This is a genomic window from Kordiimonas sp. UBA4487 (assembly GCF_002389025.1).
Lineage (GTDB): Bacteria > Pseudomonadota > Alphaproteobacteria > Sphingomonadales > Kordiimonadaceae > Kordiimonas > Kordiimonas lacus.
Genome location: NZ_DGNR01000011.1, coordinates 737,375 through 762,917 on the forward strand (window position 1 = coordinate 737,375; position 25,543 = coordinate 762,917).

General features: G+C 60.3%; 28 protein-coding genes and 1 tRNA gene. 15 read left to right on the forward strand and 14 right to left on the reverse strand.

Translation table 11 applies throughout. The features are described 5' to 3' along the window. Nucleotides 1-46: 46 nt before the first annotated feature. Together B3Z17_RS09075 and B3Z17_RS09080 are read left to right on the forward strand one after the other, a co-directional pair. Nucleotides 47-541, forward strand: coding sequence for a tetratricopeptide repeat protein (locus B3Z17_RS09075; protein ID WP_286829504.1), 495 nt, complete (start codon nt 47-49; stop codon nt 539-541). A gap of 140 nt (nt 542-681) precedes the next feature. Beyond that, entirely contained in the window at nt 682-1,347 is a 666-nt protein-coding gene (locus B3Z17_RS09080; RefSeq protein WP_286829505.1) for a hypothetical protein, read from the forward strand. A gap of 13 nt (nt 1,348-1,360) precedes the next feature. Here the strand turns inward: B3Z17_RS09080 and B3Z17_RS09085 are convergent, their stop codons facing one another. From B3Z17_RS09085 to tsaD, 5 genes are all read right to left on the reverse strand, one after another. Then, nucleotides 1,361-1,741: a Rieske (2Fe-2S) protein gene (locus B3Z17_RS09085; protein WP_286829506.1), complete on the reverse strand. Its 381-nt coding sequence runs from the start codon at nt 1,739-1,741 to the stop codon at nt 1,361-1,363. Further along, complete coding sequence (locus tag B3Z17_RS09090) at nt 1,738-2,151, reverse strand: EVE domain-containing protein (RefSeq protein WP_286829507.1); 414 nt, start codon at nt 2,149-2,151, stop codon at nt 1,738-1,740. Before B3Z17_RS09090 ends, B3Z17_RS09085 begins: the two co-directional genes overlap by 4 nt. A gap of 9 nt (nt 2,152-2,160) precedes the next feature. Further along, nucleotides 2,161-2,457 carry a YciI family protein gene (locus B3Z17_RS09095; protein WP_286829508.1) on the reverse strand — a complete coding sequence of 99 codons (297 nt, stop codon included), beginning with the start codon at nt 2,455-2,457 and terminating at the stop codon, nt 2,161-2,163. Nucleotides 2,458-2,469: 12 nt separating this feature from the next. Beyond that, nucleotides 2,470-3,459, reverse strand: a complete 990-nt coding sequence (locus tag B3Z17_RS09100) for an NAD(P)H-dependent glycerol-3-phosphate dehydrogenase (RefSeq protein WP_286829509.1) — start codon at nt 3,457-3,459, stop codon at nt 2,470-2,472. Between the two features lie 85 nt (nt 3,460-3,544). Next, nucleotides 3,545-4,666, reverse strand: coding sequence for a tRNA (adenosine(37)-N6)-threonylcarbamoyltransferase complex transferase subunit TsaD (gene tsaD / locus B3Z17_RS09105; protein WP_286829510.1), 1,122 nt, complete (start codon nt 4,664-4,666; stop codon nt 3,545-3,547). A 248-nt stretch (nt 4,667-4,914) separates the two neighbouring features. Between tsaD and hemC the strand changes: the two genes are divergently transcribed. The 7 genes from hemC (at nt 4,915) to B3Z17_RS09140 (ending at nt 10,192) form a co-directional block, all read left to right on the forward strand. Continuing rightward, on the forward strand, nt 4,915-5,892 hold the full coding sequence (gene hemC / locus B3Z17_RS09110) for a hydroxymethylbilane synthase (RefSeq protein WP_286829511.1): 978 nt from the start codon (nt 4,915-4,917) through the stop codon (nt 5,890-5,892). Then, the gene (locus tag B3Z17_RS09115) at nt 5,889-6,587 is read left to right on the forward strand and encodes a uroporphyrinogen-III synthase (protein ID WP_068309080.1); all 699 of its coding nucleotides are present in this window, start codon (nt 5,889-5,891) and stop codon (nt 6,585-6,587) included. The genes hemC and B3Z17_RS09115 overlap by 4 nt, the downstream gene beginning before the upstream one ends. A gap of 33 nt (nt 6,588-6,620) precedes the next feature. Further along, nucleotides 6,621-7,850 carry a hypothetical protein gene (locus B3Z17_RS09120; RefSeq protein ID WP_286829512.1) on the forward strand — a complete coding sequence of 410 codons (1,230 nt, stop codon included), beginning with the start codon at nt 6,621-6,623 and terminating at the stop codon, nt 7,848-7,850. Next, nucleotides 7,847-9,241 (forward strand): heme biosynthesis protein HemY, encoded by a 1,395-nt coding sequence (locus B3Z17_RS09125; RefSeq protein ID WP_286829513.1) that lies wholly within the window; start codon nt 7,847-7,849, stop codon nt 9,239-9,241. Before B3Z17_RS09120 ends, B3Z17_RS09125 begins: the two co-directional genes overlap by 4 nt. 93 nt (nt 9,242-9,334) lie before the next feature. Further along, nucleotides 9,335-9,410: transfer RNA gene (locus B3Z17_RS09130), tRNA-Thr, on the forward strand. Between the two features lie 44 nt (nt 9,411-9,454). Continuing rightward, nucleotides 9,455-9,877: an alternative ribosome rescue aminoacyl-tRNA hydrolase ArfB gene (gene arfB / locus B3Z17_RS09135; protein ID WP_286829514.1), complete on the forward strand. Its 423-nt coding sequence runs from the start codon at nt 9,455-9,457 to the stop codon at nt 9,875-9,877. A gap of 57 nt (nt 9,878-9,934) precedes the next feature. Continuing rightward, entirely contained in the window at nt 9,935-10,192 is a 258-nt protein-coding gene (locus B3Z17_RS09140; protein ID WP_286829515.1) for a hypothetical protein, read from the forward strand. A 171-nt stretch (nt 10,193-10,363) separates the two neighbouring features. Here the strand turns inward: B3Z17_RS09140 and B3Z17_RS09145 are convergent, their stop codons facing one another. Genes B3Z17_RS09145 through B3Z17_RS09175 form a run of 7 tightly spaced genes read right to left on the reverse strand, consistent with a single transcriptional unit; the run spans nt 10,364 to nt 16,572 of the window. Then, nucleotides 10,364-10,690: a HesB/IscA family protein gene (locus B3Z17_RS09145; protein WP_068309090.1), complete on the reverse strand. Its 327-nt coding sequence runs from the start codon at nt 10,688-10,690 to the stop codon at nt 10,364-10,366. A gap of 29 nt (nt 10,691-10,719) precedes the next feature. Continuing rightward, entirely contained in the window at nt 10,720-11,235 is a 516-nt protein-coding gene (locus tag B3Z17_RS09150; protein ID WP_414672771.1) for an SUF system Fe-S cluster assembly protein, read from the reverse strand. Next, nucleotides 11,235-12,479, reverse strand: a complete 1,245-nt coding sequence (locus tag B3Z17_RS09155; RefSeq protein ID WP_286829517.1) for a cysteine desulfurase — start codon at nt 12,477-12,479, stop codon at nt 11,235-11,237. The genes B3Z17_RS09150 and B3Z17_RS09155 overlap by 1 nt, the downstream gene beginning before the upstream one ends. Beyond that, complete coding sequence (gene sufD / locus B3Z17_RS09160; protein ID WP_286829518.1) at nt 12,479-13,783, reverse strand: Fe-S cluster assembly protein SufD; 1,305 nt, start codon at nt 13,781-13,783, stop codon at nt 12,479-12,481. Before sufD ends, B3Z17_RS09155 begins: the two co-directional genes overlap by 1 nt. A gap of 48 nt (nt 13,784-13,831) precedes the next feature. Beyond that, nucleotides 13,832-14,569, reverse strand: a complete 738-nt coding sequence (gene sufC, locus B3Z17_RS09165; protein ID WP_286829519.1) for a Fe-S cluster assembly ATPase SufC — start codon at nt 14,567-14,569, stop codon at nt 13,832-13,834. 18 nt (nt 14,570-14,587) lie between these two features. Continuing rightward, complete coding sequence (gene sufB, locus B3Z17_RS09170) at nt 14,588-16,057, reverse strand: Fe-S cluster assembly protein SufB (RefSeq protein WP_068309098.1); 1,470 nt, start codon at nt 16,055-16,057, stop codon at nt 14,588-14,590. Between the two features lie 44 nt (nt 16,058-16,101). Beyond that, nucleotides 16,102-16,572 (reverse strand): SUF system Fe-S cluster assembly regulator, encoded by a 471-nt coding sequence (locus tag B3Z17_RS09175; RefSeq protein ID WP_286829520.1) that lies wholly within the window; start codon nt 16,570-16,572, stop codon nt 16,102-16,104. A 251-nt stretch (nt 16,573-16,823) separates the two neighbouring features. Between B3Z17_RS09175 and B3Z17_RS09180 the strand changes: the two genes are divergently transcribed. From B3Z17_RS09180 to B3Z17_RS09190, 3 genes are read left to right on the forward strand one after another with little or no spacing between them, the layout of a single operon-like run. Then, complete coding sequence (locus B3Z17_RS09180) at nt 16,824-17,774, forward strand: thiamine pyrophosphate-dependent dehydrogenase E1 component subunit alpha (RefSeq protein ID WP_286829521.1); 951 nt, start codon at nt 16,824-16,826, stop codon at nt 17,772-17,774. Continuing rightward, nucleotides 17,771-18,775: an alpha-ketoacid dehydrogenase subunit beta gene (locus tag B3Z17_RS09185; protein ID WP_286829522.1), complete on the forward strand. Its 1,005-nt coding sequence runs from the start codon at nt 17,771-17,773 to the stop codon at nt 18,773-18,775. Before B3Z17_RS09180 ends, B3Z17_RS09185 begins: the two co-directional genes overlap by 4 nt. 2 nt (nt 18,776-18,777) lie before the next feature. After that, a complete protein-coding gene (locus B3Z17_RS09190) occupies nt 18,778-19,437 on the forward strand; it encodes a cytochrome b/b6 domain-containing protein (RefSeq protein WP_286829523.1) in 660 nt (219 codons plus the stop codon). A gap of 75 nt (nt 19,438-19,512) precedes the next feature. Here the strand turns inward: B3Z17_RS09190 and B3Z17_RS09195 are convergent, their stop codons facing one another. Together B3Z17_RS09195 and B3Z17_RS09200 are read right to left on the reverse strand one after the other, a co-directional pair. After that, nucleotides 19,513-19,980: a c-type cytochrome gene (locus tag B3Z17_RS09195; protein WP_286829524.1), complete on the reverse strand. Its 468-nt coding sequence runs from the start codon at nt 19,978-19,980 to the stop codon at nt 19,513-19,515. 241 nt (nt 19,981-20,221) lie between these two features. Next, on the reverse strand, nt 20,222-20,638 hold the full coding sequence (locus B3Z17_RS09200; RefSeq protein WP_286829525.1) for a GcrA family cell cycle regulator: 417 nt from the start codon (nt 20,636-20,638) through the stop codon (nt 20,222-20,224). Nucleotides 20,639-20,785: 147 nt separating this feature from the next. Here B3Z17_RS09200 and B3Z17_RS09205 point away from each other — a divergent pair, with 147 nt between their 5' ends. The 3 genes from B3Z17_RS09205 to B3Z17_RS09215 all read left to right on the forward strand — a co-directional run bounded on the left by B3Z17_RS09205 (nt 20,786) and on the right by B3Z17_RS09215 (nt 25,517). Beyond that, entirely contained in the window at nt 20,786-21,634 is an 849-nt protein-coding gene (locus B3Z17_RS09205; protein WP_286829526.1) for an ABC transporter permease, read from the forward strand. A 40-nt stretch (nt 21,635-21,674) separates the two neighbouring features. Continuing rightward, nucleotides 21,675-22,445, forward strand: a complete 771-nt coding sequence (locus tag B3Z17_RS19625; protein ID WP_349680300.1) for a CatB-related O-acetyltransferase — start codon at nt 21,675-21,677, stop codon at nt 22,443-22,445. 672 nt (nt 22,446-23,117) lie between these two features. Next, nucleotides 23,118-25,517, forward strand: a complete 2,400-nt coding sequence (locus tag B3Z17_RS09215; protein ID WP_286829527.1) for a TonB-dependent receptor — start codon at nt 23,118-23,120, stop codon at nt 25,515-25,517. The last annotated feature ends 26 nt before the right edge of the window (nt 25,518-25,543 follow it).

A 25,543-nucleotide genomic window follows, 5' to 3' on the forward strand; every position in this document is an offset into this window, starting at 1 on the left:
AGCTGATCTGTTGATCGTTAGGGGGTACCAACGAAAGGAGATCGTTATGCGAACTACTTTTCGCTATCTGCTGGCAACCGTGGCGGCGCTTGCAATTTCAGGTATGGCCAACGCCTACACCTACAACATCGTCCTCAAGGCATCAGACCTTCTGAAGAAGGGCCGTGAGATGATTCAGGTAGGTAATACGGAGCAGGCACGCGAGATTTTCACAGCTGCCTTGGACCGGGACCTTACGGATTGGCAGCGGGCGCGTGCTCACAACGGCATGTGCGTGGCGCTCATTATGGAAGAAGCCTGGACCGACGCGCTGGATCACTGCAATACAGCTATCCGCATCGTCCCCAACAATTGGCGCTTTTATAATAATCGCGGGAACATCTATCTTGAAACCGGCGAAATTGACATGGCCCTTGAGGAATACAGGCGAGGCCTGGCGATGGCGCCAGAGTCATACGTGATCAAACGAAACATTGAGCTGGCGGACCTGCGGTCCAAAGACTCTAGTGCCGAGCATCCACAAACCATGCGCCCAACCTAAGCGACGACTATACATGCCTGTCGCGGTCAGGATGGAAAATTGATAAGCTAAAGTTTGATCTGGTGGGGCATCAGGCCACTTCCCACCAGACGATCGGGGTGCTAAGAGGGGCACTGACGATTTTTGGGGAGTGATTGCGTGTGCCGATGAAATTGCGCTATTTGCTACTGCTGCTTTTACCGATGCTGGCAGCATGCGACCCCATTGCACAGGCACCGTCTTCCCCTCCCGCTGTGGTTGGCACCCGTGCCGTCATCCAGCGTCACCGACAGGAAATCTACGCGGAGATTACTGCAGTCACGGGAAAGCTGGTGACTACCGAAATGTATATCCACGGTGAACCCGTCGCAGAATTTAGCGCTTATCGAGGCCTCTATCCGGTCAGTGGTCGCGAACCCCAATATCAATATGAGGCGGACTTTGACGAAGCGATCCTGGAACAACTTTTCCCACTAGCCGTCGGCAAGGAAGTCAGTTTTTCAGGCAACATCAAACGGCTTGACCGCGGTACATCCTATAATTTCTGGTCTCATGTGTCGGTGATCGGCGAGAAAACCCTCAGCCTGTCTTCGGGCGACAGGAAGGTTTTTGTCGTTGATATTGTGACCGAGACCAGCAGCAGCAGCCGCACCAAACGCAAGACCCAGACAGTCTATTTTGATCCAGAGCTCTCGATGGTGCTGAAGTCAGTACAGCATGAAGACGGCTATAAGGATTATTGGTTCGTGATCTCGGTGGAGCGTCCGGGTGAAGGCACCAACCGCACGGCCCCGCCACAGCCGCGCTCGGGCACGGTTATCATCTGATCAATATATCGCGCTAAAGCGAATAGATACCGCCATCCCTTACCTCAAAGGCAACAGGGCGCAGGTGGTCACCCTTGCAAGGGCCCCGTACGCACAGCCCGGATTGCGGATCGAACAGGGCCCCGTGCGTGCGACAGATCAGCCGTTTGCCGCTGATATCCAGAAAACGGTCATTGAACAGATTGAGCGGTGTCCCCGCGTGCGGGCAGCGGTTCTCGTAGACATAAATCTCGCCGCCATGACGTTGCACCAGAAGCTGCAGCAGGTGGGGCCCATCGGTGAATATGATATCTTTGCCGCCGTGGTCAGGCAGATCCGCAAGCCTGACCAGAAGTGAACCGGCGGGTGGTCCGGCAGCCGTGTCTTCAAGGTGTAAGGGGGGTGTGGGGGTCATGTGGTCAGGCCGGTAAGGCCCTTCAGGATTTGCCAGGCGCCCTTGTCTATCGGCATGACCGAAAGGCGCGCCTGCCGCACCAGCGCCAGATGGCTGAGCGCCGGCAGGGCTTTGATATCGGCCAGCGTTACCGGTGTTTTGACGGCTTCCTTGGCTTTCAAATTGACCAGACAGAATTTGCCTTTTTCGTCATCCGGGTCTGGGTAGGGTCCTTTGACCACTTCACAAAGCCCAACGATCTCGCGCGCCTTGCCGGAATGGTAGAACAAAACTTCATCGCCCACCGTCATTTTGCGCATGTTGTTTTGGGCCTGATGATTGCGAACGCCGGTCCAGGGTTCGCTTTCCACACCGCACTGGTCCTGCCAGGACCAGTCTTCGGGTTCCGATTTCACCAGCCAGTAAGCCAAGGGTTGCTCCTATGACGGAATCCACTCGCCGACCACGCCCTTCCAGGGCTTGATCTCGACCGCCTCAAAAAGTCCTGCGGTGGCATAAGGGTCATTTTCTGCGAAAAGCCGCACGGCACCTTCGCTGGCGGCATCGATTACGATCATGCTGCCCACAGGCTTGGGGTCGTCGCCGGGGGACAGGATGGGCCCGGCCACCTTGATGCGGTTGCCTGCGCCCTTGATATAGTCCAGGTGGGCCGACCGGGTGGCCATGCGCAGGTCAACACTGTCGGGTTTGTCGTGGGCAAGGATCATGAACAGCATGGCTGTCTCCTATCAGCTTTCGGATGTGAAAGGGCGAGCAAGGAGGGCCTCGGTGACCGTGCGGACGTCCTGGCCTTCCTTCAGAATCTGGTAAACGGCGGCGGTAATGGGCATCTCGAGACCCTTGTCCGCAGCGATTTTGTGAACGATTTCAACGGTATGGGCGCCTTCGGCCACAGATCGCCGTTCGGCCATGATGTCGGCAAAGGTGCGGCCCTCGCCGATGGCCTTCCCGAGCGACATGTTGCGCGACTGGGTTGACGAGCAGGTGAGGATCAGGTCCCCAAGGCCCGACAGGCCCATCAGCGTTTCGCGCTCAGCGCCGTAAAGCGCACCAAAGCGCATGATTTCAGCCAGGCCCCGGGTGATCACAGCGGCACGGGCATTTTCGCCGATGCCAAGCCCGGCGACGATACCGGTGGCGATGGCGAGCACATTCTTGATGGCGCCGCCAATCTGGGCGCCGACCACATCGTGGTTATAATAGGTCCGGAACGTTGGTTGCCCCAAAGCCTTAACCAGTTGGTTCCCAACAGTTTTGTCGGCGGCGGCCAGCGTGAGAGCACAGGGCATGTCGCGGGCGACCTCGATGGCGAAGGTAGGGCCCGAGAGCACAGCAACCGGATTGTCGGGGCATTCTTCGGCGACCGCGTCCGAGAGGAGCTTGCCGGTTGCGACCTCGATCCCCTTGGAGCAGATCACCAGCGGTACATGGCCCCCGATATACTGGCTGAGGTCGCGCACCATGGCGCGTAGGTGCTGGGCGGGTGCGACCAGCAGGATCGCATCTCTGTCGCCCAGGTCCGCCAGATCTCCTGTGGCCTTGAGCGCCGGGTCCAGCTTTGCGTCCGGCAGGTAAAGCGTGTTCTCGTGGCTGTCGTTGACAGAAGCCACAACTTCCGCTTCCCGGGCCCACAAGAGGGTATCGCGCCCGGCGCGGGTTGCTGCCGCTGCCAGTGCTGTCCCCCAGGCGCCGCCGCCAAGTACACCGATTTTCTGCACCTGTCTCTCCCCAAAACTCGAAGCGTATACTGATGAAAAAGGCTTGCGCCCAGATTGCCCGGCAATCGAGCGAGAGGCAAGAAGCTTATGCTTTTGCGCCCTTTTTTCCTTTGCCAACCATAGGCTTGGCCGCGTCATCGAGCGGCCAGCGCGGGCGCGGCGCTTCATCCGCGTCATTGATGGCGGGGTCTTCCCGGAAACGCTCGAGCCCTGCCCAGGCGATCATGGCGCCATTGTCGGTACAGAGCGCCAGCGGCGGGGCTGAAAAGCGCAGGCCTTCCTTGTCCGCCAGCGCTTCGATCTGGCCGCGCAGGTAGGCGTTAGCGGCCACACCGCCCGCGACAACCAGCGGAAAGTTGCCGTTTCCTGCGGTTTCGCGGAACAACTGGATGGCATTCTTCAACCGGTCGATCAAACAGTCGCCCAGGGCTTGCTGGAAGGCGGCGCAAATGTCATTGCGGTCGCGGATGGTCAGGATGCCCTCGCCTTCGGCGCATTCCTCGGCCAGTCGCCGCACGGCTGTTTTGAGGCCGGAGAAGGAAAAATTGCAGCCCGGCTTGCCCACCATGGGCTTTGGCAGGCGGAAGCGCTTGGGGTCTCCTTCGCGCGCTGCAGCCTCAACCGCTGGCCCCCCGGGGTACCCGAGGCCCAGTAATTTCGCTGTCTTATCAAAGGCTTCGCCTGCCGCATCATCAATGGTCGTCCCGAGCCGAGTGAACTGCCCCACGCCGGTGACAGACAGGATCTGGCAGTGCCCGCCTGAGACCAGGAGGAGCAGGTACGGGAAGCTGATATCGTCCACCAGCCGCACCGTCAGCGCGTGGCCTGCCAGATGGTTGACGGCGATGAAAGGCTTGCCGGTGGCGGCGGAAATGGCCTTGGCGGTCATCACCCCGACCATCAGGCCGCCGACCAGGCCGGGGCCGGTGGTGGCCGCGACAGCGTCCATGTCATCAAAGCCGAGGCCTGCATCTTTCATCAGCGATTCCAACAGCTTATCCAGGTGCGATATATGCTGGCGCGCGGCAATTTCCGGCACCACACCGCCGAATTCGGCGTGATCGTCAATCTGGCTTAGCACCCGGTGGGCAAGCACGCGCTTGTCGGCGCTGACGATCGCGGCGGCCGTTTCGTCACAGCTGGTCTCGATCCCCAGAACATAGGGGCGCTGCGGGTTTTCCGCGCTGGTTGCCTGGTCGTTCGCCATGATCGTCCTGTCTTACCCCTTTTGGGCACACATTCGCCGCCCCGTGTGCCCTTGGGGCACAAAAGGGCACACCCATAGGGCCCAAAAGTGCCCTCATGCCGGGACAAATTGTCTCGCCGGCCATTTCGTCAGGGCATCTTGCCCCATTTGGGCTTTAGCCCGGTAGCATAAAGTTCTATAAGCCAGAAGATGAGCACGCGGCTGATCCTGACCTGGCCGCGCCCGCAATAGCACCAGAAGAGGCATCCGTGCAAGAAGCGACCAGTAGCAAAAAGATTTTGAAGATCGGCACCCGTGGCAGCCCGCTGGCGCTGGCCCAGGCCGAGGACGTGAAAGCCCGCCTTGTGGCGGCGCACGACCACCTGACCGCTGACAATGTGGAGATCGTGGTGATCAAGACCACCGGCGACCGCATTCTGGACCGGCATCTGATGAACGCGGGCGGCAAGGGCCTGTTCACCAAGGAGATCGAGGACGCGCTGCTGGCGCGCGAGATCGACTGCGCGGTGCACAGTTCAAAAGACATGCCGACCCACCTGCCCGACGGGCTGGCGCTGACGGTGTTCCTCCGCCGAGAGGACCCGCGCGACGTGTTCATGAGCGCGAGCGTGGACCGGTTCGCGGACTTGGCCGAGGGCGCGACCCTCGGCACCGCGTCGCTCCGGCGTCGGGCGCAGGCGCTGAGGCTCCGGCCGGACCTGAAGGTTGTCACCTTCCGCGGCAATGTGCAGACACGGCTCAAGAAGTTGGCAGCGGGCGAGGCCGAGGGCACCTTCCTGGCGCGCGCGGGCCTCAACCGCCTGGGCATGAGCGACAAGGCCACCGAGACCCTGCCGGTGGAGGATTTCCTGCCGGCGCCAGCGCAGGGCGCGGTAACGGTGGAGGTGCGCACCTCAGACGGCGCCATGATGGAGCTTCTCAAGCCCCTGCATTGCCGGGAGACGGCGGTGGCGGTGACGGCGGAGCGCGCCTTCCTGAGCGCGCTTGACGGCAGCTGCCGCACGCCCATCGCGGCCCACGCGGCGCTTGAGGGCGACCGGCTGAAGCTCAGGGCCCAGCTGCTGTCGCTTGACGGCACGCAGGTGTTTGAAAAGACGGGCGAATGCGCCGCGGAGATTGACCGCGCCGCCGACCTCGGTAAAGATATCGGGGCACGGATAAGGGAAGACGCCGGCGAGGCCTTTTTTAGTGAACTCGCCCGCGCCATCGAAGCGGAGATAGAATGACCACAGTCCTCGTCACGCGCCCCATGGAAGAAGCCACCCCCACAGCCGAGAAGCTGGAGGCGCTGGGGCACCGGGTGATCATCGCGCCGATGATCCAGATCGATCCTGTTTCCTTTGAAATCCCCAGCGAAGACCGCAGCCTGATTGTCACCAGCAAAAATGGCGCCCGCCTTGGCCTTGCCAACATCGGCAACAAGGACCGGCCGATTTTCGCGGTGGGTGAGGAAACGGCGAATGAGGCGCGCAGGCTTGGCTTCACCAATGTGACAGCCGGGCCGGGCACAGCGCGCCAGCTGGTGCCGATCCTTCTTGAATGCGGCCTGGCGGACAAGCGCAAATACACCCATCTGGCAGGCAATGTGATCAGCTATAATATCGCTGACGTGCTTCGGGGCGAAGGCATTGACGCCGATACCTGCGTTACCTACCAGTCGCGCCCCTTGCGGGCCTTTTCTGCTGGGGTGCAGGAAGCTCTGGAGGAAGGCGAAATCGACATGGCCCTCTTTTATTCGCCGCGTACTGCCACCACATTTGAGGAAGCAGCGGCAGAATATGGCCGGTCCGACTGGCTCTCGAAGATGGATGCCGTGGCGCTTTCCACCCGCGTGGCGCAAAATCTGATCGGGCCGTGGCGGTCTGTCCGCTATGCCATCATACCGACCGAGAAGGCACTTTTCAGCCTGCTCGAAGAATAAGATGACGAAGGGGGCCCCGAAAGGGGCATGCTTGTGAGCGAAAAAGACACAGACAAGGCGCCTGACGCCGCTTCTGAAAGGCCTGATGATCCCGATATCATCGAGGCAACCATCATCCATGAAACGCTAGAGCCGGACCCGGCTTCTTCATCAAAATCGTCTGACACGACTTCACCGAAGAAGGCGGGCATGGGCGCGGGTACCAAGCTTGCCTGGGGTCTTGTGGTGGTGATGGGCGCGTTTGGCGCGGGTGTCTATCTTGCCCCCCAATTCGCACCGGGGCTGGAACGCCTGGGCATCAGCCTGGCGCCGCCCCCTGCACAGAATTCTGCTGGCACGACTTTTGACAGCCAACCGCTTGAGACAGCCATGGACGACCTGAAGGCAGCCTTTGCGCGCCAGCAGGAAATCCTGGCGCAGCAAGCCGAAGACCTGAAGGCCGCGGAGGCCGCGCGCGCGGCTCTGCAGGCAGACCTGAACCAGTTGGCGGCCACCGGCACGGGCGGGACAACAGCACCTGCTGTCGACGCGCAAAAGCTCGCTGCCCTCCAATCAGAGATCACGCGCCTGACCGATGACGTGGCACGGCTTTCGACCCTGTCTGGCGCGGCCGACCCCAATGTAACCGAACTGAAGGGCGCGCTGGCGCTGGCCCGCAGTGAGGCCGCCAGCCTGAAGGCGCGGCTGAAGGCGGTGGAAGACACGCTTTTGAGCGTGCAGGCCGGGGCGCTTGAAGCCTCCCCGCGCGGCCGCATTGTGCTGGCGTTGGGGCGCCTCAAGGACCGGGCGCTGGTGGGTCAGCCTTTTGGTTCTGGCCTTGGCGCGCTGAGGCCTGATTTCGCCGCCCTGCCCGCGCTGGACCAACAGATGATCGGGGCCGACCTCGGCTATCTGGAAAGCCACGGCACAGGCGTCGCCAGCTATGACGCGCTGGTGGCAGACTTTGACGATGTCGCAGCCGCGGCGGTGAATGCCGCCGACAAGGCCGACGGCAACTTCCTGGCGGGGCTGTTCTCCAGCCGCCGCACGGACGCCGGGGCCACGGGGCTCGATGCCGAGCTGGTGAAAGCCGAGCGGCTGTTGCTGGCGCGCGATGTGGCGGGTGCCGTTAAGGTACTGGCGGCGCTTGAAGGCCCGGCGCTTGAGGCCACGGCCGTGTGGCGCGACCGGGCAGAAGCCTACGCCGGGGTGCGCCGCGCGTTCGACCGGCTGATTGAACGGGTGTCATCCTCCACCGTCGCCATGGGCGGGAGCGGCCAATGATCCGCCTGTTCCTGTGGGTGAGTGCGATCCTTTTGGTGGCCTTTGCGGCCGCCCGCCTGGCCGATAACCCGGGTGCCGTGACCATCGATTTCGCCGGGCTGCGGGTTTACACCAGCTTTGCCTCCATGGTGCTGGCGGCGGCTGTTGTGGCGGCCACCACGGCCTCAATCGTGTGGCTGGTGGGCTGGATACGCCGCGATATGCCGGTCCTGGGCAAGAACGCCGAAATCAAACGCCAGGGCCGCGGGCTCAAGATGCTGAACCAGTCGCTGGTGGCGCTTTCGGCCGGGGATCACAAGCTGGCCAGGAAGCTGGTGGAGCAGGCCGAAGTGCTGTTGCCGCCCCAGCCGATGGTGCATCTGATCGCCGCCGAAGCCGCCACGCGCGCCGGGGACCATAAGGCCGCGCAGGCGCGCTATCACGCGCTGGAGAAAACCGAAGACGGGCGTTTCCTGGGCCTGAGGGGCCTGGTGCAGGAAGCCCGGCGTCTGGGGCGCGAGAATGAAGCGCTCCGGCTGGCGCGCACGGCCTTTCATGAGAACCGCAAAAGCCCCTGGGTGCTCAAAACCTTGTTCGCGCTGGAAGTCGCGGCGGGCAACTGGGCGGAGGCCGAAGAGGCGCTGGCCAAGGTTTCACGTGAAAAACTGCTGGAATCAGAGACAGTTACCCGCCACAAGGCGGCGCTCACGTTTGCCCAGGCGACCGAACAGAACCTCAAGGGCGACCGGGACGCTGCCCGCAAGACCTTCAAGAAAACCCTGCAACTGCGCCCTGATTTCGCGCCGGCGGCTGCGGCCCTTGCGAAGCTTGAATTCGCTTCCGGCAACAAGAAGCGGGCCGAGAAAATCGTGAAGGATGTCTGGTCCCGCGCGCCGCACCCGACGCTCGCAAAGGTCTATAAGGAACTGGACGCCTCCGAAAGCGGCGCCGACTGGCTGAAGCGTGTGCGCACGCTGACGGACGCCAACCCTGAAGACGCCCAGTCGATGCTGCTGCTGGCGGACGCGCTGATGGACGCGCGCGAGTATGACGCCGCCAAACCGGTGCTCGAGAAACTCACTCGTGACGCGCCTACCCGCGCGGCGTGGCAATACCGCCTCGCGCTCGCGCACGCGCTCGGGGAAAACCCGGACCCGATCGAGGCCGCGCTGGCGCACGCCGAAGACGGTGCGCGCTGGGTGTGTACAGACTGCGGCCACACGCCAAAGGGCTGGGCGCCGCTCTGTGGTGGCTGCGGGGCGTTCGACAGCTTCCGCTGGCACGCGGGTGAAGCGGTCGCCCACGCGCGCAAGGACCCGGGCGAAGCCCCCATCGCCATGCTGGTCGGGACCTCGGGCACGCCGCTGGATGCGGTGGTGGACGACGAAGACGCCGAACGCCTGGGCGCCTAGGGCGGGCGCAAAAACGCTTGATCACCATGGCCCGCATCCGGTATATACGCCGCCAGACGGGGCACCCCGCCCTTTATCTTGCTGATCGCAAGGGCCGCTTTAGCTCAGTTGGTAGAGCACATCATTCGTAATGATGGGGTCACGTGTTCGAGTCACGTAAGCGGCACCATTTCCCGAGATTGCTTTTCCGCGCGCCTGCGCTATCCTGCGCGCATGATTGAGATCACGCCGCATATCATCATCCAGGACGATGACATTCAACTGACCGCCAAGCGCGCGTCGGGGCCGGGCGGCCAGCATGTCAACAAGGTGTCGACCGCGGTGGAACTCAGGTTCAACGCCCGCGCGTGCGACGCCATCAGCAATGAGATGTTCATTCGCCTTCGGAAAATCGCCGGCAAGCGCATGACGGCGGCGGGCGAGATTGTGCTGGTGGCGGAAAGCCACCGCAGCCAGATCGACAACAAGCGCGACGCCACCAGGCGCCTCACCGACATGCTGAAGGCGGCGACCAAACGGCCCAAGTTCCGGGTGCCGACAAAGCCGTCGAAGGCGGCGAAGGAACGTCGGATTACGGCCAAGAAAACCACCGGCGACCGCAAGAAGATGCGCGGCAAGCTGAAGCTGGTGGATTAGGGCTGGTGGCGTGTGTGGTCTGTGGGGTTGGGCTGTTGATAAGGAGAACGTAACGCGGTGCAGGAGTTTTTTGTTGGATACAGTTATGGGGCTGGTGGATTTTGGTTTTTCATCACAGCACCTTCCAAGGAAGACATTATAAAGGAATATCCCGGCGTGAAGGTTTGGGACAATCCACCTGAATTTGCCCAAGACATATCGGACCATATACGAGCCACCAGTAGTTACGAACTGGGCGCAATCCCCGATTTGGTGCATGACGTTTTGGAAGAGGCGATCCGTACGGCCGTGCATTTGAAGCCGTTTCACGATTAACCTGAGTTACACACCTTGCCGTCATTCCTTGCCCAGCCGAAGGCAGGTTACGGCGCGGGCTCCATGAACAAAAAAGCCTCCGCCTGTGGGCGAAGACTTTATCGGTCTCTGGACCCCGGATCGTATCCTCGGCTTGCGCCTCGGGTCCGGGGTGACGATGGAAAAGGTCCCTTAAACGTGGAAGCTTTCGCCGCAGCCGCAGCGGCCCTTCTCGTTCGGGTTGGTGAATTTGAAGCCGGTTGAGAACATGCTGTCCTCCCAGTCCATTTCGGTGCCCAGAAGGAATAGCAGCGATTTCCGGTCAACGAACACCTTCACGCCCTTGTCTTCGACAAGTTCAAAATCGTCCGATTGTTCCTCGACATAGTCGACCGTATAGCCAAGCCCCGAGCAACCGTGTGTGCTGGTGCCAAGCTTGATGCCCACAGCCTTGTCATTCCTGGCGAGGATGCCCCGAATGTGCTCTGCGGCGCGGTCTGTAATGTTGATTACTGCCATTTATACGTCTCCTTGACCTTAACGTGGTGCTAAAGAAGCCCCAGTTCAAGCCGTGCTTCGTCTGACATGTTGGACATATCCCAAGCCGGTTCCCACACCAGCGACACTTCCGTGCCGTTCACGCCCGCGACGCCGTTCACCTTCAGCTCCACTTCGCCGGGCATGGATTCCGCGACCGGGCAGTGGGGAGTGGTGAGCGTCATGGTGATCTTGACGTTCCAATCATCGTCGATATCGACACCGTAAATCAGGCCCATCTCATAGATGTTGACCGGGATCTCGGGGTCGTAAATTTCACGGAGCGCCTCAACGATGCGGGCTTCAAGTTCGTCTTTCGACGCTGGCGGCGTGCCGCCATTCTTGGGCGCAGCGTCTTCGCTGGCGGCTTCCTCTTTCTTGTCCTGCTCCAGGAACTTGTTGAGGAAATAGCCGCCTTCCTGCGGGCTCACGGTCGGGCGCTCAACGTCCGCCTTCGGCTGGTTTTCCGCCGGTACCTCAGGGGTGCCCGAGAGGTCCATGATATCGCGTTTGTTGTCTGTATCCATCATCCAAAGATGTCCGTTACTTTTTTGAGGCCCGCCACCAGGCGGTCCACGTCAGATGTGTCGTTATAAATACCGAAGCTGGCGCGCACGGTGCCCGGAACGCCGAAGCGGTCCATGATCGGCTGGGCGCAGTGGTGCCCGGCACGCACGGCGATGCCCTGGCGGTCCAGGATGGTGCCGATGTCATGCGGGTGCGCATGCTCCATGGTGAAGCTGATCAGCGCGCCTTTCTCAGGCGTCGTGCCGATGATGCGCAGGCTGTTGAAAGCGCCGAGCGCCTTGGTGGCATACTCAAGGAGCGCCTTCTCGTGCGCCACGATGTTTTCCTGTCCCAGCGCGGTGATGTAATCCAGCGCATGCTTCATTGAGATACCGCCCGCAATGTTGGGCGTGCCCGCCTCGAACTTGTGCGGCAGGTCGTTATAGGTGGTTTTCTCGAACGTGACGGTGGAGATCATGTCCCCGCCGCCCTGCCAGGGTGGCATGCGGTCCAAGAGGTCTTCCTTGCCGTAGATCACGCCGATACCGGTGGGGCCGTAAGCCTTGTGGGCAGAGAAGGCGTAAAAGTCCGCGTCCAGGTCCTGCACGTCAATCTTCAGGTGCGGCGCGGCCTGACAGCCGTCAATCAGCGTCACGGCACCCACGTCATGCGCCATGCGGATGATGTCCTTGACCGGGTTCATGGTGCCGATTGAGTTGGAGATATGCACCACCGCAACCATCTTGGTGCGCTCACTGAGGAGCCCCTTGTAGGCGTCCATATCGAGCGAGCCGTCGTCCAGCACCGGAATCACGCGGATTTTCGCACCGCGCTCTTCGGCCACCATCTGCCACGGCACGATGTTGGAGTGGTGCTCCATTTCCGACAGGATGATCTCGTCACCTTCCTTAAGGAACGTCCGGCCCCAGGCTTGTGCCACAAGGTTGATGCCTTCGGTCGCACCGCGCACGAACAGGCATTCCTTGGATTTTGCCGCGTTAATGAAGGCCTTTACCGTTTCGCGCGTGGCCTCATAGGCCTCCGTCGCATCCTGGCTGAACTTGTAAACGCCGCGGTGGATGTTGGCATAATAATGCTCATAAAGCGCCGTCTCCGCATCGATCACAACGCGCGGCTTCTGGGCCGATGCGGCGGTATCCAGGAAGGTCAGCGGCTTGTCGTAGACGGTTTCCGAAAGGATTGGGAAATCCTTGCGAATCGCCTCCACATCCAGGCCTTTTATGATCGGTGCAGCGTCGTTCATTACTCTACTCGCGACTTGTTTTCCGGGATGGGCTTCGCTTTGCGCTCTGCCATCCAGTCACCCACGCGGACCATCAGGGCGTCGCGCAGGGGTTCAATTTCAATGCGCTCCAGCGCGGCGGCTGCAAAAGCTTCCACCAGCATCTGGCGCGCGGTCACCGGGTCAATGCCGCGGCTGGTCAGGTAAAAGATCGCTTTCGCGTCCAGGTCACCCACGGTGGCACCGTGGCTGCATTTGACATCGTCTGCGAAAATTTCAAGCTCGGGCTTCGCGTTCGCTTCCGCCGTGCGGTCGAACACCAGCGCCTTGAAGCTTTGGTCTGCCTCAACCTTCTGGGCGTCCTTGTCGACGGTCACTTTTCCTTGAAACGACGTTTTGCCGCGGCTGTCGGCCACCGTGCGGAAAATCTGGTCGCTGGTGGTGTGCGGCATGGTGTGGCTGATGTGTGTCAGCGTATCGTGGCTTTGGCCCGTGCCCGCCAGCGCCACGCCGTCGATGGTGGCATTGCTTTCGTCCGACAGCAGGCGCACATAGGCTTCAAACCGGCCAACCTTCGCCCCGAGCGACAGGTTACAGGCATGATACTGGCCGCCCGCGCCCACATTCACATAGGCTTTGGTGGTGTGGATGGCGTTTGCGCCTTCTTCCTGCAGTCGTGTGTGATGGAGCACCGCGCTTTCGGTCACGCGGGCCTGCAACATGCTGTTGGTCCAGTAGGCACTGTCATCGCCAATGAAACGCTCAACAATATGGACGCTGGCGCCTTCGCCAAGCTCAACGATATGGCGGCTGTGGGCCGCGCAGTCGTCTGCGCCCGTCATGATATGGATAATCTCCACCGGGTCGTCGATCTCAACTCCTGCGGGGACCGCAATCACCATGCCGTCTTTCGCCAGTGCCGTGTTGAGCATGCCGACGCCGTCGCGGCCACGCACCAGTTCCGCCGCGCGGTCCGGATTGGCCATGAAATGGTTCGCGAGCGAGCGCACGCTTGCTGCCTGCCACAGGTCACCCATGTCGGACCGGCTTTCGCTGAAGCGGCCGTTGACGAACACAAAGCGCGCTGCACAGTCGGTGAAGGCCTCGGGAACATCCGGGGTTTCGCCTGCATGGTTCGCTGGTGCGTAGGTTTTGGTGCGCAGGGTTTTGAGGTCGCTGTAGCGCCAGTCCTCGGCCTTCGCGTGCGGGAAGCCCTGGGCGGCGAAATCCTTGATCGCCTTGGCGCGCAGGTCGTCCATGCCCGCAACCGACCCTTCAAGGGCTTCAGCCTGCTTCTCGTAGCTCTGTATTACTGCGTCGTCCATAAGTTGGTCCTTGCCAGAAAGAGGGGCCAGATAGAGGGTTTCGCGCGCTTACGCGACATCCGCATAGCCTTTTTCTTCAAGTTCAAGCGCCAGTTCCTTGCCGCCAGATTTCACGATCTTGCCGTCGATCATCACATGCACCTTGTCCGGCTGCACATAGCTGAGAAGCCGCTGATAGTGGGTGATCAGCAAGACCGCCGTGTCTTCGCGGCGCTGTACATTGATGCCCTCGGCAACGGTCTTGAGCGCGTCGATATCGAGGCCACTGTCGGTCTCATCGAGCACGGCCAGCTTGGGGTTCAATACCGCCATCTGGACCATCTCGTTGCGCTTTTTCTCGCCGCCCGAGAAGCCCACATTGACGAAACGCTTCAGCATGTCCGGGTCCATGTTCAGAAGGGTTGCCTTTTCGCGCACCAGCTTCATGAACTCAGCCGCCGACATGTCGTCTTCGCCGTTCAGCTTGCGCACGCTATTGAGCGCCGTGCGCAGGAAATTCAGGTTCGACACGCCGGGGATTTCAACCGGATACTGGAAGCCGAGGAACAGGCCCGCAGCCACACGCTCATGCGGTTCCATTTCCATCATGTCCTGGCCCATGAACTCGATGGTGCCTTTGGTGACTTCATAATCGTCGCGGCCCGCGATGGTGTTGGCCAACGTGGATTTGCCGGCGCCGTTGAGGCCCATGATGGCGTGGGTTTCGCCCGCGTTAATCTCAAGGTCCAGGCCTTTGAGGATTTCCTTGCCGGCGACATTCACATGGAGGTCTTTGATCTTCAGCATAATTCTCTCAATCACTCTCTAGCCAACGCTGCCTTCAAGGGAGATGCCAAGAAGCTTCTGGGCTTCCACGGCAAATTCCATGGGCAGATGTTGCATTACTTCCTTACAGAAACCGTTCACGATCATGGCGACCGCTTCTTCTTCCCCAAGCCCGCGGGCCCGGCAGTAGAAAAGCTGGTCTTCCGAAATCTTCGATGTCGTCGCCTCGTGTTCAATCGTGGCGGACGGGTTCTTCACTTCGATATAAGGCACCGTGTGTGCGCCGCATTCACTGGATACCAGGAGCGAGTCGCACTGGGTGTAGTTCCTCACACCCTCGGCGCCGGACATGACCTTCACCAGGCCACGATAGGTGTTCTGGCTCTTGCCCGCACTGATACCCTTCGAGATGATCGTCGAGCGGGTGTTCTTGCCCTGGTGGATCATCTTGGTGCCGGTATCGGCCTGCTGGTAATTGTTGGTCACGGCCACGGAATAGAACTCGCCCACGCTACCGTCGCCGGCCAGCACGCAGCTTGGATATTTCCAGGTGACGGCAGAGCCGGTCTCAACCTGGGTCCAGCTGACTTTCGAGTTCTTGCCCTTACAGAGCGCCCGTTTGGTCACGAAATTATAGATGCCGCCCTTGCCTTCCTTGTCGCCCGGATACCAGTTCTGGACGGTGGAATATTTGATTTCGGCGTCGTCCATGGCGATCAGTTCCACCACAGCGGCGTGCAGCTGGTTCTCGTCGCGCATGGGCGCCGTACAGCCCTCAAGGTAGGAGACATACGAGCCTTCATCGGCCACGATCAGTGTGCGTTCGAACTGGCCGGTGTTTTCCGCATTGATCCGGAAATAGGTCGACAGTTCCATCGGGCAGCGCACGCCCTTCGGGATATAGACGAACGTGCCGTCGGTGAAGACAGCGCAATTGAGCGCGGCGAAATAGTTGTCGCGCACGGGAACAACGCTCGCCATATATTTCTTCACCATGTCCGGATATTCGCGAATGGCCTCCGAAATTGACATAAAGACAACGCCGGCCTTCTTCAGTTCCTCGCGGAAGGTGGTGGCAACAGACACACTGTCGAACACGGCGTCGACGGCAACCTTCGCGGCGCCCTCAACACCCGCCAGCACTTCCTGCTCGCGGATCGGGATGCCGAGTTTCGCGTAGGTGGCCAGCAGCTCTGGGTCTACTTCATCCAGGCTCTTGGGGCCGTCTTTCTTCTTGGGTGCTGCAAAATAATAGCTTTCCTGATAATCGATCGGTGGGTAGTTCACCTTGGCCCAGTCGGGCTCATCCATCTTCAGCCAGGCTGCATAGGCCTTCAGGCGCCACTCCAGCATCCACTCCGGCTCTTCCTTCTTGGCGGAAATGAAACGGATGACGTCTTCGGACAGGCCTTTTGGGGCCATATCCATATCGATATCGGTGACAAACCCGTATTTATATTCGCCCGTAACATCCTGGACTTGTTTTTGGGCTTCAGCGGTTCCGGCCATGGTGGCGGCTCCTTACGTTATCCATACTCAGTTTACTGGCGGCCTCAGGCCGTGGCGGTCTTCTTGCTCTCTTTGGCTTTCTGCTCGAAGCGGGCGGCCAGGTCGAAACTGTCCTCGGGCCCTGCAAGCGCAGACAGCTTTACGTCAAGAAGTGCGCCGCGGACGGCACTGTTTATCAGCTGCCAGCGGGGGCGCATTTGACATATGTCATCGAAGCAGCAATCGCTGGTGCCGGTCTCGGCGCAGTGCGTCAGCGAGATCGGGCCGTCGATGGCCTCGATAATGTCAGCGACCGAAATATCGTCCGCCGGGCGCGACAGGGAAAAGCCGCCCTTCAGGCCCCTGTGGGAGGTCAAAAGACCGCCTCTGCCGAGGGCATTCAGGATTTTGGCGACGGTGGGTGCCGGGATGCTGGTGGCGCTCGAGAGGTCCTGCGCGCTCAACCGGCCGTCAGCATGCGACATTTCGCACATTAACACCACGGCATAGTCTGCTAAGTTGGTTAGCCGGATCACGGCCCTATCCTTATTTTAAATCCCCGGTGTGGGGCGCCAGTTCAAATCATATCAGTAAATTCTTACCAATTTACTCTGATTTCACACATATGGGCGTGTCAGGCGGAGGAGTCAACCGATTTGCAGCGCCTTATTACGCATTTCTGACAAAATTACACCTATTTATTACGCACGCCGGGTAAAACTGTGGTTAAGACCGCCAAATTTCGCTAAACCCCGAGAGAGGGAAGCTTCATTCTGACGGACGTTTTATGGAACTTGAAGACCTGACATTGATGTTTGAAAAGGCCCACTTTATCCGGGCGTTCGAGGGCGCGCTTGCTGCGGCTTCTGATGCTGGTGAGGTGCCGGGCCTGGTGCATCTGTCGAACGGGGCAGAGATTCTGGAACTGGCGGTGGCCTCGGCGCTTGACCTGCCGAAGGACCAGGTGACCGGCTCGCATAGGAGCCACGGCATTGCGCTTTCCCTCGGCGTCGACCCGCTGGCGCTGGCCTGTGAAATCCTGGGCCGCGAGGGCGGCTTGTCTGAGGGCCTTGGCGGCACCCAGCATTTGATCGCGCCGGAAAGCGGCCTTTTGGGCTCAAACGGGATTGTTGGCGGGCAGGTGCCACTGGCGCTGGGCGCCGCGCTTTCGGCAAAGACGCTCAAGACCGGCGGTATTGCTGTCAGCTATTTCGGTGACGGGGCAGCCAACCAGGGCGCTGTGCTCGAATCGCTCAATCTCGCGGTGGTCCTGAAGCTGCCGGTTCTGTTTGTGTGCGAAAACAACGGCTTTGGCCAGTCGACCGCATCTGCCTACGCGGCGGGCGGCACCAGTCTCCTTGGTCGCGCGCGGGCTTTTGGCCTGGCCGCCGATCATGTGGACGGCACCGACCCCCTTGAGGCCACCAAGACCGCGCACCGGCTTGCCGCCTGGGTGCGGGACACCGGCTCGCCTGCGTTTCTCGAGGCCAGCGTGCCGCGTCTTTCCGGCCACTATCACGGCGACACGGAGCGTTACCGCACCACGGACGGCAGATCGACCGATCCGCTGGATCGGCTGGAGGGGATGATTCTGTCCCGCGATGTGCCTGAGGGTCTTGTTGACGGCATGAAATCCCGTGCCCACGCCGATGCCCTGGCCATTGTTGATGAGGCCACCGCTGCACCGGACGCGAGCGACACAGCCCTTGAGGCCTTCATGGCGGAGGCACAGGCATGACCCAGATGACCCTTTCCCAGGCGCTGAACCGCGCGCACCATGATGTGATGGCCGCTGACGACCATATCATTGTTATCGGCGAAGACATCCATGGCGGCAGCGGGGTGACCGGCGGGCAGGAGTTGGGCGGCGTGTTCGGTGTGACGCGCGGTTTGGCGTCCAGGTTTGGCGCCGGCCGGGTGATCGACACGCCGATTTCAGAGACCGCCTTCGTCGGCATGGCCACGGGCGCGGCGATGACCGGGCTGAAGCCGATAGTGGAGGTGATGTTCTGTGATTTCATGGGCGTCTGTTTTGACCAGATCATGAACCAGGCGGCCAAGGCGCGCTTCCTGTCGAACGGCCGGTTTGACCTGCCGCTTGTCATCCGCACCACCATGGGCGCGGGGGATGGTTCGGGCGCCATGCACAGCCAGTCCACTTTCGGCATGCTCAGCACCGTCCCGGGCCTCATGGTGGCGTGCCCCAGCTCGCCCGCGGATGCGGCGGGGCTTTTGAAGTCTGCGGTAGCGGCCAAGGGGCCGACGATATTGATGGAGCACAAGGGCCTTTATGGTCATGCGGATACGGTGGAAGATGATCTTCCTGCTGTGCCTATCGGCAAGGGACGCGTGGTACGGGAAGGCACGGACCTGACGATCATCGCGGTTTCCGCCTTCGTCCATAAGGCCGAGGCGGCGGCTGAGGCGCTCAAGAAGGACGGTATTGAGGCCGAAGTGATCGACCCGCGCACCATCAAGCCGCTTGATGAAGCGCTGATCCTTGAAAGCGTGAAAAAGACCGGGCGGCTGCTGGTGGCCAGCGAGGACGCGGCCTTCGCCGGCTTTGCCGACGCGGTGATCAGCTTTGTTACCCGTGCGGGCTTTGCGGACCTGAAGGCCGCGCCCGTGGCGGTCACCCCGCCGGACATGCCCGTGCCTTATGGCCGCAGGGCGGAGGCCAAATGGCTGCCGACGGCGGAGACGATCATCAAAGCGGCAAAGAAAATGATGGAGGCATAATCATGCGCGGAGACGCACCCCAGGAAGGCGTGAAAATCTGGGACATTGCCCTGCGGCTGTTCCACTGGGCGCTCGTGGTGGCTTTTGCCTTTTCGGCCTGGTCAGCCTTTCAGGACAAGTTCGGCATTTATGCGAACATGCACACCTACGCGGGTGTTTGCGTGCTGATTCTGGTGTGCTGGCGCATCCTGTGGGGTCTTGCCGGGTCTGAAAGCGCGCGCTATACAAGCTTTGTCCGGGGGCCGAAGGCCATCATCGGGTACCTCAAGCATGGCGACGCGGCCAAATGCCCGGGCCACAACCCGCTGGGGGCCTGGAGCGTGGTCTTGATGCTTCTTCTTCTTCTGGCGCAGGCAGTGATGGGGCTTTTTGCCACCGATGATATGTTCTTCTCCGGCCCGCTGTCGGACCAGGCGGGCGACTGGGCCGGGCGGCTGACGCGCTGGCACAAACAGACAGGCCTCGTGCTCCTCGGCCTTGCCGGGCTGCATATCCTGGTGGTGCTTTATTATACGCTGATCAAGAAGGCCGGGCTGGTCCGCGCCATGATCACCGGCACCAAACCTGCGGCCAAACGGGCGCCGAAACTGGCCTCACCGTGGCGCGCGCTCGCCATCCTTGTGCCGCTGGCTGGCACGCTCTGGCACCTGATCCTGGGTTAGGTCCGGCTTGTATTGGAAGCCATAAAAAAGGGCGCCCCAGTTGGCGCCCTTCCTGTTTTCGGTCCTGAACGTGCGTCAGTCCAGGTCGGCTTTATATTTGTCGTGGCAGCTTTTGCAGTTGGACCCAAGTTCCTTCATCGCCGGGCCGATCTGGGCCATATCGCCGCTGTTGGCGGCGGCAAGGAACGCCTGGGCATCTGTTTCCATCTTGTCGAGACGCTCGGCGAAATCGTCCCAGTTTTCCCAGATGTTGTCCTTGGCTTCGGTGAAGCCGTGCATGCCGCGGGTGTCTTTTTCAAAGCTGGCTTTGGTTTTCGAGGCTGCATCAGCCATGTCGGCCGCGATGGCCGGGAAGTCCGCCGGGCTGCCTTCTTCGCCCTTCATGATCTTGCTGATCTTGCCGAAGCCTTTGCCAAACACTTCCATCACGTCGTGGCGCACCTGCGATTCGTGAAAGCGGTCATCACCGTGGCTGAAGGCCGGCAGGGCCGTGCCCAGCATAAGGGCTGCGGTTGCAAGGCCTGTCAGGACTGTCTTGTTCATTCTGTGCTCCCAAGTATAGCGGGGCGCCCCCGGCGCCCTTCTGGTTCGTTTGTTCAAACTGTAACGCGGCGCGCGCGAAGGGCAAGCCCGGTTTGACGTCGAATTCGCAGCAGACGCCTGCCCTCGCGACAATGTGATCACAGGTGCTGAGGTGGGCATAAAGAAAAACTCGCGGGAGGAAGACCTCCTGCGAGTCGCATTATCTGATTCGGCCTGAAGCCCGGATTGGCGCCCGCGTATCCTACAGAATGGTGCGCGGCGGCTGAGGGCGCTTGTCGCGGCGTGGCGGCTGGGCCTGGTAGGCTTCCGCGCAGTGGCCAGCGCAGTAAGGCATGCCCGCTTCGGCTTGCTTGCCGCAGAAATGGAAGTCTGCGTCGCCCGGGTGACCGATTGGCCATTTGCACATGCGGTCTGTCAGGTCCAGCAGCGTAACTAGTTGTTTATCCGCCTTTTTTGCGACTTTCTTGGGTGCGGCCTTCTTCTTGTCCTTGTCGGCTTTCACCGGGGATGGACGTGATTTGAGGCCAAGGCGGTGGGCCTTGCCGATCACGGCGTTGCGGGTCACACCCTCGCCCAGTTCCTTCGCGATCTGGCTGGCGCTGAGGCCATCGTCCCAAAGTTTCTTGAGCTGATCAATGCGATCGTCCGTCCATGCCATGGTCTTTTCCCTGTATTTCTTTTTATGGGCGTCGGTGACTCCCGAGTCACCCGATTCCCTAAAGCTTATATCGCCCAACGACCCCTCTTGCCAAGGGGACAAACGACACCATATGGTGAGGCCCTCATTTTTTTATGGAGTCAGCCCATGGAATCCACCACAGCCAGTATCGCCCCCAAGGACGCTCAGGACAGCTATCCGGAACTGGGGAGCCGCACCATTGGTGCCGTCAACTGGGTGGGGCTGTGGACGCTCTATGCGCGCGAATCGCGCCGCTTCATGAAAGTGTGGGCGCAGACGCTGGCGGCACCTGCCGTCACCACCATCCTTTTCATGATCATTTTCACGCTGGCCTTGGGCGGTCGGGGCCGCATGGTGGCGGATATGCCCTATGCCCAGTTCCTGGCGCCGGGCCTGATTGTGATGGCCATCCTGCAGAATGCGTTCGCCAACACGTCCTCATCGATCCTGATTGCCAAGGTGCAGGGCAATATTGTCGACACATTGATGCCGCCCTTGTCTGCCCTTGAGCTGACGCTCGGGTTCGTCGGTGGCGGGGTGACGCGCGGGCTGCTGGTGGGCCTTTCCGTGGGCACTGCCTTCTGGGCCATGCCGGGTGTCACCATGACCATCGAGCACCTCTGGGCCGTGGCCTATTTCGCGCTGGCGGCCAGTGTGATGCTGTCGCTTGTTGGCGTGCTGACCGGCGTGTGGGCGGAAAAGTTCGACCATTCAGCCGCCATCACCAATTTTGTGATCGCGCCCCTCAGCCTTCTCTCGGGCACCTTCTATTCCATCGAACGGCTGTCGACCGGCTGGCAGGTGTTCAGCCAGTTGAACCCCTTCTTCTATATGATCGACGGCGTGCGCTACGGCTTTATCGGCCGGGGCGACAGTGACCTGATGACCGGCATCATCTACACGCTCGTGCTCAACATCATCCTGACGCTGTGGGTTTACCGGGTGTTCAAGACCGGCTACCGCCTGAAGGCCTGAGTAGGATTTTTTTATGATTAAAACCATCTAGGATTTTTTTATGATTAAAACCATCAACGAGACTGAAGCGAAGCATTTGAAGGACAAATATTCGTTTCACTCGAAGAACATCATGATGTCCCAGTGGATCGATTTCGAACCCGGTGTTTTGTTTGGCGATCAATGTATGATCAATACTGTGCAGATCGGGAAATACAGCTCTGCCAGCCCGGGGACTGAGCTGATCAATGTTGAGATGGGGCGCTATACGTCCGTTGGGCATGCAGTGAAGATCGGCATGTCCCAACATCCGCTCGATTGGCTGACCACAAACGCTTTCACCTACCGGTACAAGAAGTTTGGCGGCAAATTCAACGATGCCGGTCGCACCTATGCCAGCTTCCCTGACAAGACGGTGATTGGCAATGACGCCTGGATCGGCGCAAAGGCTGTGATTACTGGCGGAATCACCATCGGCAACGGCGCTGTCGTGGCGGCGGGATCGGTGGTGACGAAGGATGTGCCCGACTATGCCATTGTGGGCGGCAATCCGGCCCGTATCATTCGCTATCGGTTTGATGAGAAGCTTTGTCAGCGCCTGTCGGAGAGCGCCTGGTGGGACTATGATCTTTACGATGAAACCGACACCAAAAGCATCCCGTTCGAGAACCCGGAGGAAGCCCTGGACCTGATCGCCAGCCGTGCCGAATCCGGCGAGATCGCCAAAGTAGACGGGACGCTCTACCGCTTGCAGGTAAAGCAGAACGATCAGGAAAAATTGGTGCTGGTCTGTCGCGAGAAGAAGCCGGAAGCAGGCGGCCGCCAGGACTGACAGGCCAAGGCGCCGGATGACGCCATGATCCGTGGGCGGTAAGGGGCTGCCCCGGCACCCGCATCCGTGGCTGCGGCCTGATCCCCCAACGATTATTCCCAGAATACAAACTGACTTCGTCTTTTATGCAAGTGGGGCCGCCTGGCCCTCTGCGAAACTTATCGGGAAGGGTTTCCTGCAACGTTTTCCCATGCAGGAAAGTCTTTCCAAACGGGGGACCGGTTCAGCCGGTTCCCCCTTTTTTTGTTCGAGCGTCAAATCAAGGCCGCCAATTCAATCCGTCACCCTGAACTTGTTTCAGGGTCCATCCTGGGAATGGTGATGCGGGCAGATAAAGTTTGTGGATGCTGTTTGCGAAGCAGGCGGCACGCCAAACGAGGTCAGCATGACGGCGATACATATTTGATTCATGGTGGCTGTATGGACCAGGTGGGTGATTGAAGGGGGCTTTCCTTTACCAACCATTCTGCCTGTAAACTATTGTTATATGGTCAAAATCCCCGGTTTTCGGGGCTTTTTTTCCTTTATTGCCCGACCGTTCGAATTTCTTAACTATTTTATTCCTAAAACAATTCCGCCCTTCGTCATGGAGGGTGTCGGCGGGCAGATGGGTGCTTGCTGATTGGTTAAAAATAACATCGGCGCAAAGTGCCGAACCAGGGAGGTATTCATATGATATCCAAGAAAACATTGTTGCTGAGCTCATCGGTCGCTGCGCTTATGGGCGCGACAGCGGGCACGGCAATCGCCCAAGACAGCGATTTCACTTTTGAAGAAATCGTTGTGACGGCAACCAAGCGTGCGTCCTCTATTCAGGATGTGCCTTTCTCGATCAACGCCATGAGCGAAACCGACATCAAGCGTGCGGGCGCCAACAATCTGGAAGACCTGGCGCGCAATGTCGCTGGCCTGCAGATCCAGAACCTGGGCCCCGGCCAAAGCCAGGTTGCCATCCGCGGCGTGTCCGCCGGCCAGATCGTGCGCGACCAGCCGGGCGTGAAAGAACAAGTCGGCGTTTACCTGGACGAATCCGTGATCTCGCTTTCCCTGTTCACGCCAGACCTGGACCTTTATGACCTGAACCGCGTTGAAACGCTGCGTGGCCCACAGGGTACGCTGTTCGGTTCCGGTTCCATCGGCGGTACCATCCGTTACATCACCAACCAGCCAAGCTTCGACGGCATCGCAGGCAGCTTTGAAGCAGACCTCAACACCGTCAAGGATGGTGGCACCGGCGGCAGCCTGAAGGGCATGATCAACGTGCCGCTCAGCGACACCATCGCTGTGCGCGCTGTGGCCTACCACACGGAATATGGCGGCTTTATCGACGCCATCCGTGAAGGCGGCTCGATCGACAAGAACGTTAACAGCGGCAACCGTACTGGCGGCCGTTTCGCGCTGACGTTCAAGCCATCCGATAGCGTCACCTTCACGCCGCGCATTGTGTATCAGGAAATCGACATGAACGGTTTCAACCGGCAGGAAGTGTTCAACCTCTATGCCAATCCGTTCACTGACGCGTCCGTGGCCGGTGGCCGCGCGCCGGTAACCTTTGACGAGCGCCAGCAGTTCCTGCTGCTCGACGAAGCGTTCGAAGACCAGACCATGATCGCCGATGCCACGCTTGAGATCAGCCTCGACGGTGTCGATATCACGTCTGTGACCAGCTACACCGACCGTGACATTCTGGTTTCCCGCGATGCGTCCGCACTCACGGGCAGTGTGTCTGTTGACCTTGGCTATCCGGATGAAGCTGTGATGCTGCCATCGAACCTGCGCGACACCACCAAGGTGGAAAGCTTCACGCAGGAACTGCGCCTGTCGTCAAACGGTGACGGACCGCTGCAGTGGGTTGTGGGTGCCTTCTATTCCGACACCGACCGTTTCTACAAACAGTTCCTGCCGACGCCAGGCTATGACGCCTACACCGACGCGGTTCTGGGCGATGGCACGGCTGCGGCGACTTCGATGGGTGTTGGCCCGGTCGATTCGCCTTTCTATTCGGAGCTGCCCTACTCGATCGAGCAGATCTCCCTCTTTGGTGAGCTGACCTATGACATCACCGACCGCCTGCAGGTAACAGCCGGGGGCCGTTACTATGACTATAGCGAAGAGCGCTATGTGACCCAGGTTGGCCTGTTCGGTAACGGCGTCGTTGACCAGCTTGACGAGACCTCCGCGAACGGTTTCACGCCGCGCGTTCTGGCGCGCTATGACGTCTCAGACGACGTGACGGTGAACGCGCAAATCTCCAAGGGCTTCCGCCTGGGCGGTGTGAACGATCCGCTCAATACCGCGCTCTGTAACGCGTCTGACCTCGAAATCTTTGGTGGTTTCCAGGACTATGGCGACGAGACACTGTGGAACTATGAAGCGGGCATCAAGGTGAACAAGCGCAAGGTGTCCTTCAACGCCGCCGCTTTCTACACCGACATCTCGAACCTGCAGGTCACGCTGGATGCGGGCTCCTGTTCGTCGCGGATTTCCTTCAACGTGCCGAAAGCCCACACCATGGGCCTCGAGGCAGAGTTCAAGGCGCGCCCGACCGACAATTTTGAGGTGACGTTCGCAGGCAGCCTGATCGAATCCGAGTTTGATTCGACCGTGATCGACAGCACAGACGCGGTACTTGGCGGCGTGCGCGACGGCAACCGCCTGCCTTCAGTGCCGAAGTTCCAGTTTGGCTCCACGGCAACTTACTTCTTCCCGGCAGACTTTATCGCTGACGGTGCTGAAGCTTACTTCTCCGCCACCTTCCAGCATCGCGGCAGCATCTTCACGCAGCCGTCCGACCAGGAAGCCGGCGCGGGCACCTTCACGTCCGGCCTGCCGTTTGGCGGTGCGTCGGGCACCGACACCACGGTTCTGGACCTGGAGCTTGATAGCTTCCAGACCATGAACCTGTCGTTCGGTGTTGAAATGGAGAAGTGGGACGTTGTGGCCTACATCAACAATGTGTTTGACGAGAATGCGAACCTGTCGTTCGACCGCGAGCGCGGCGGCCGGGCCCGCCTTGGTTTCCGGACCAACGAGCCACGCACCATCGGTGTGAAATTCCGCACCCGCTTCTAAGACACTCAGAGACTCCGGGAAGGGTT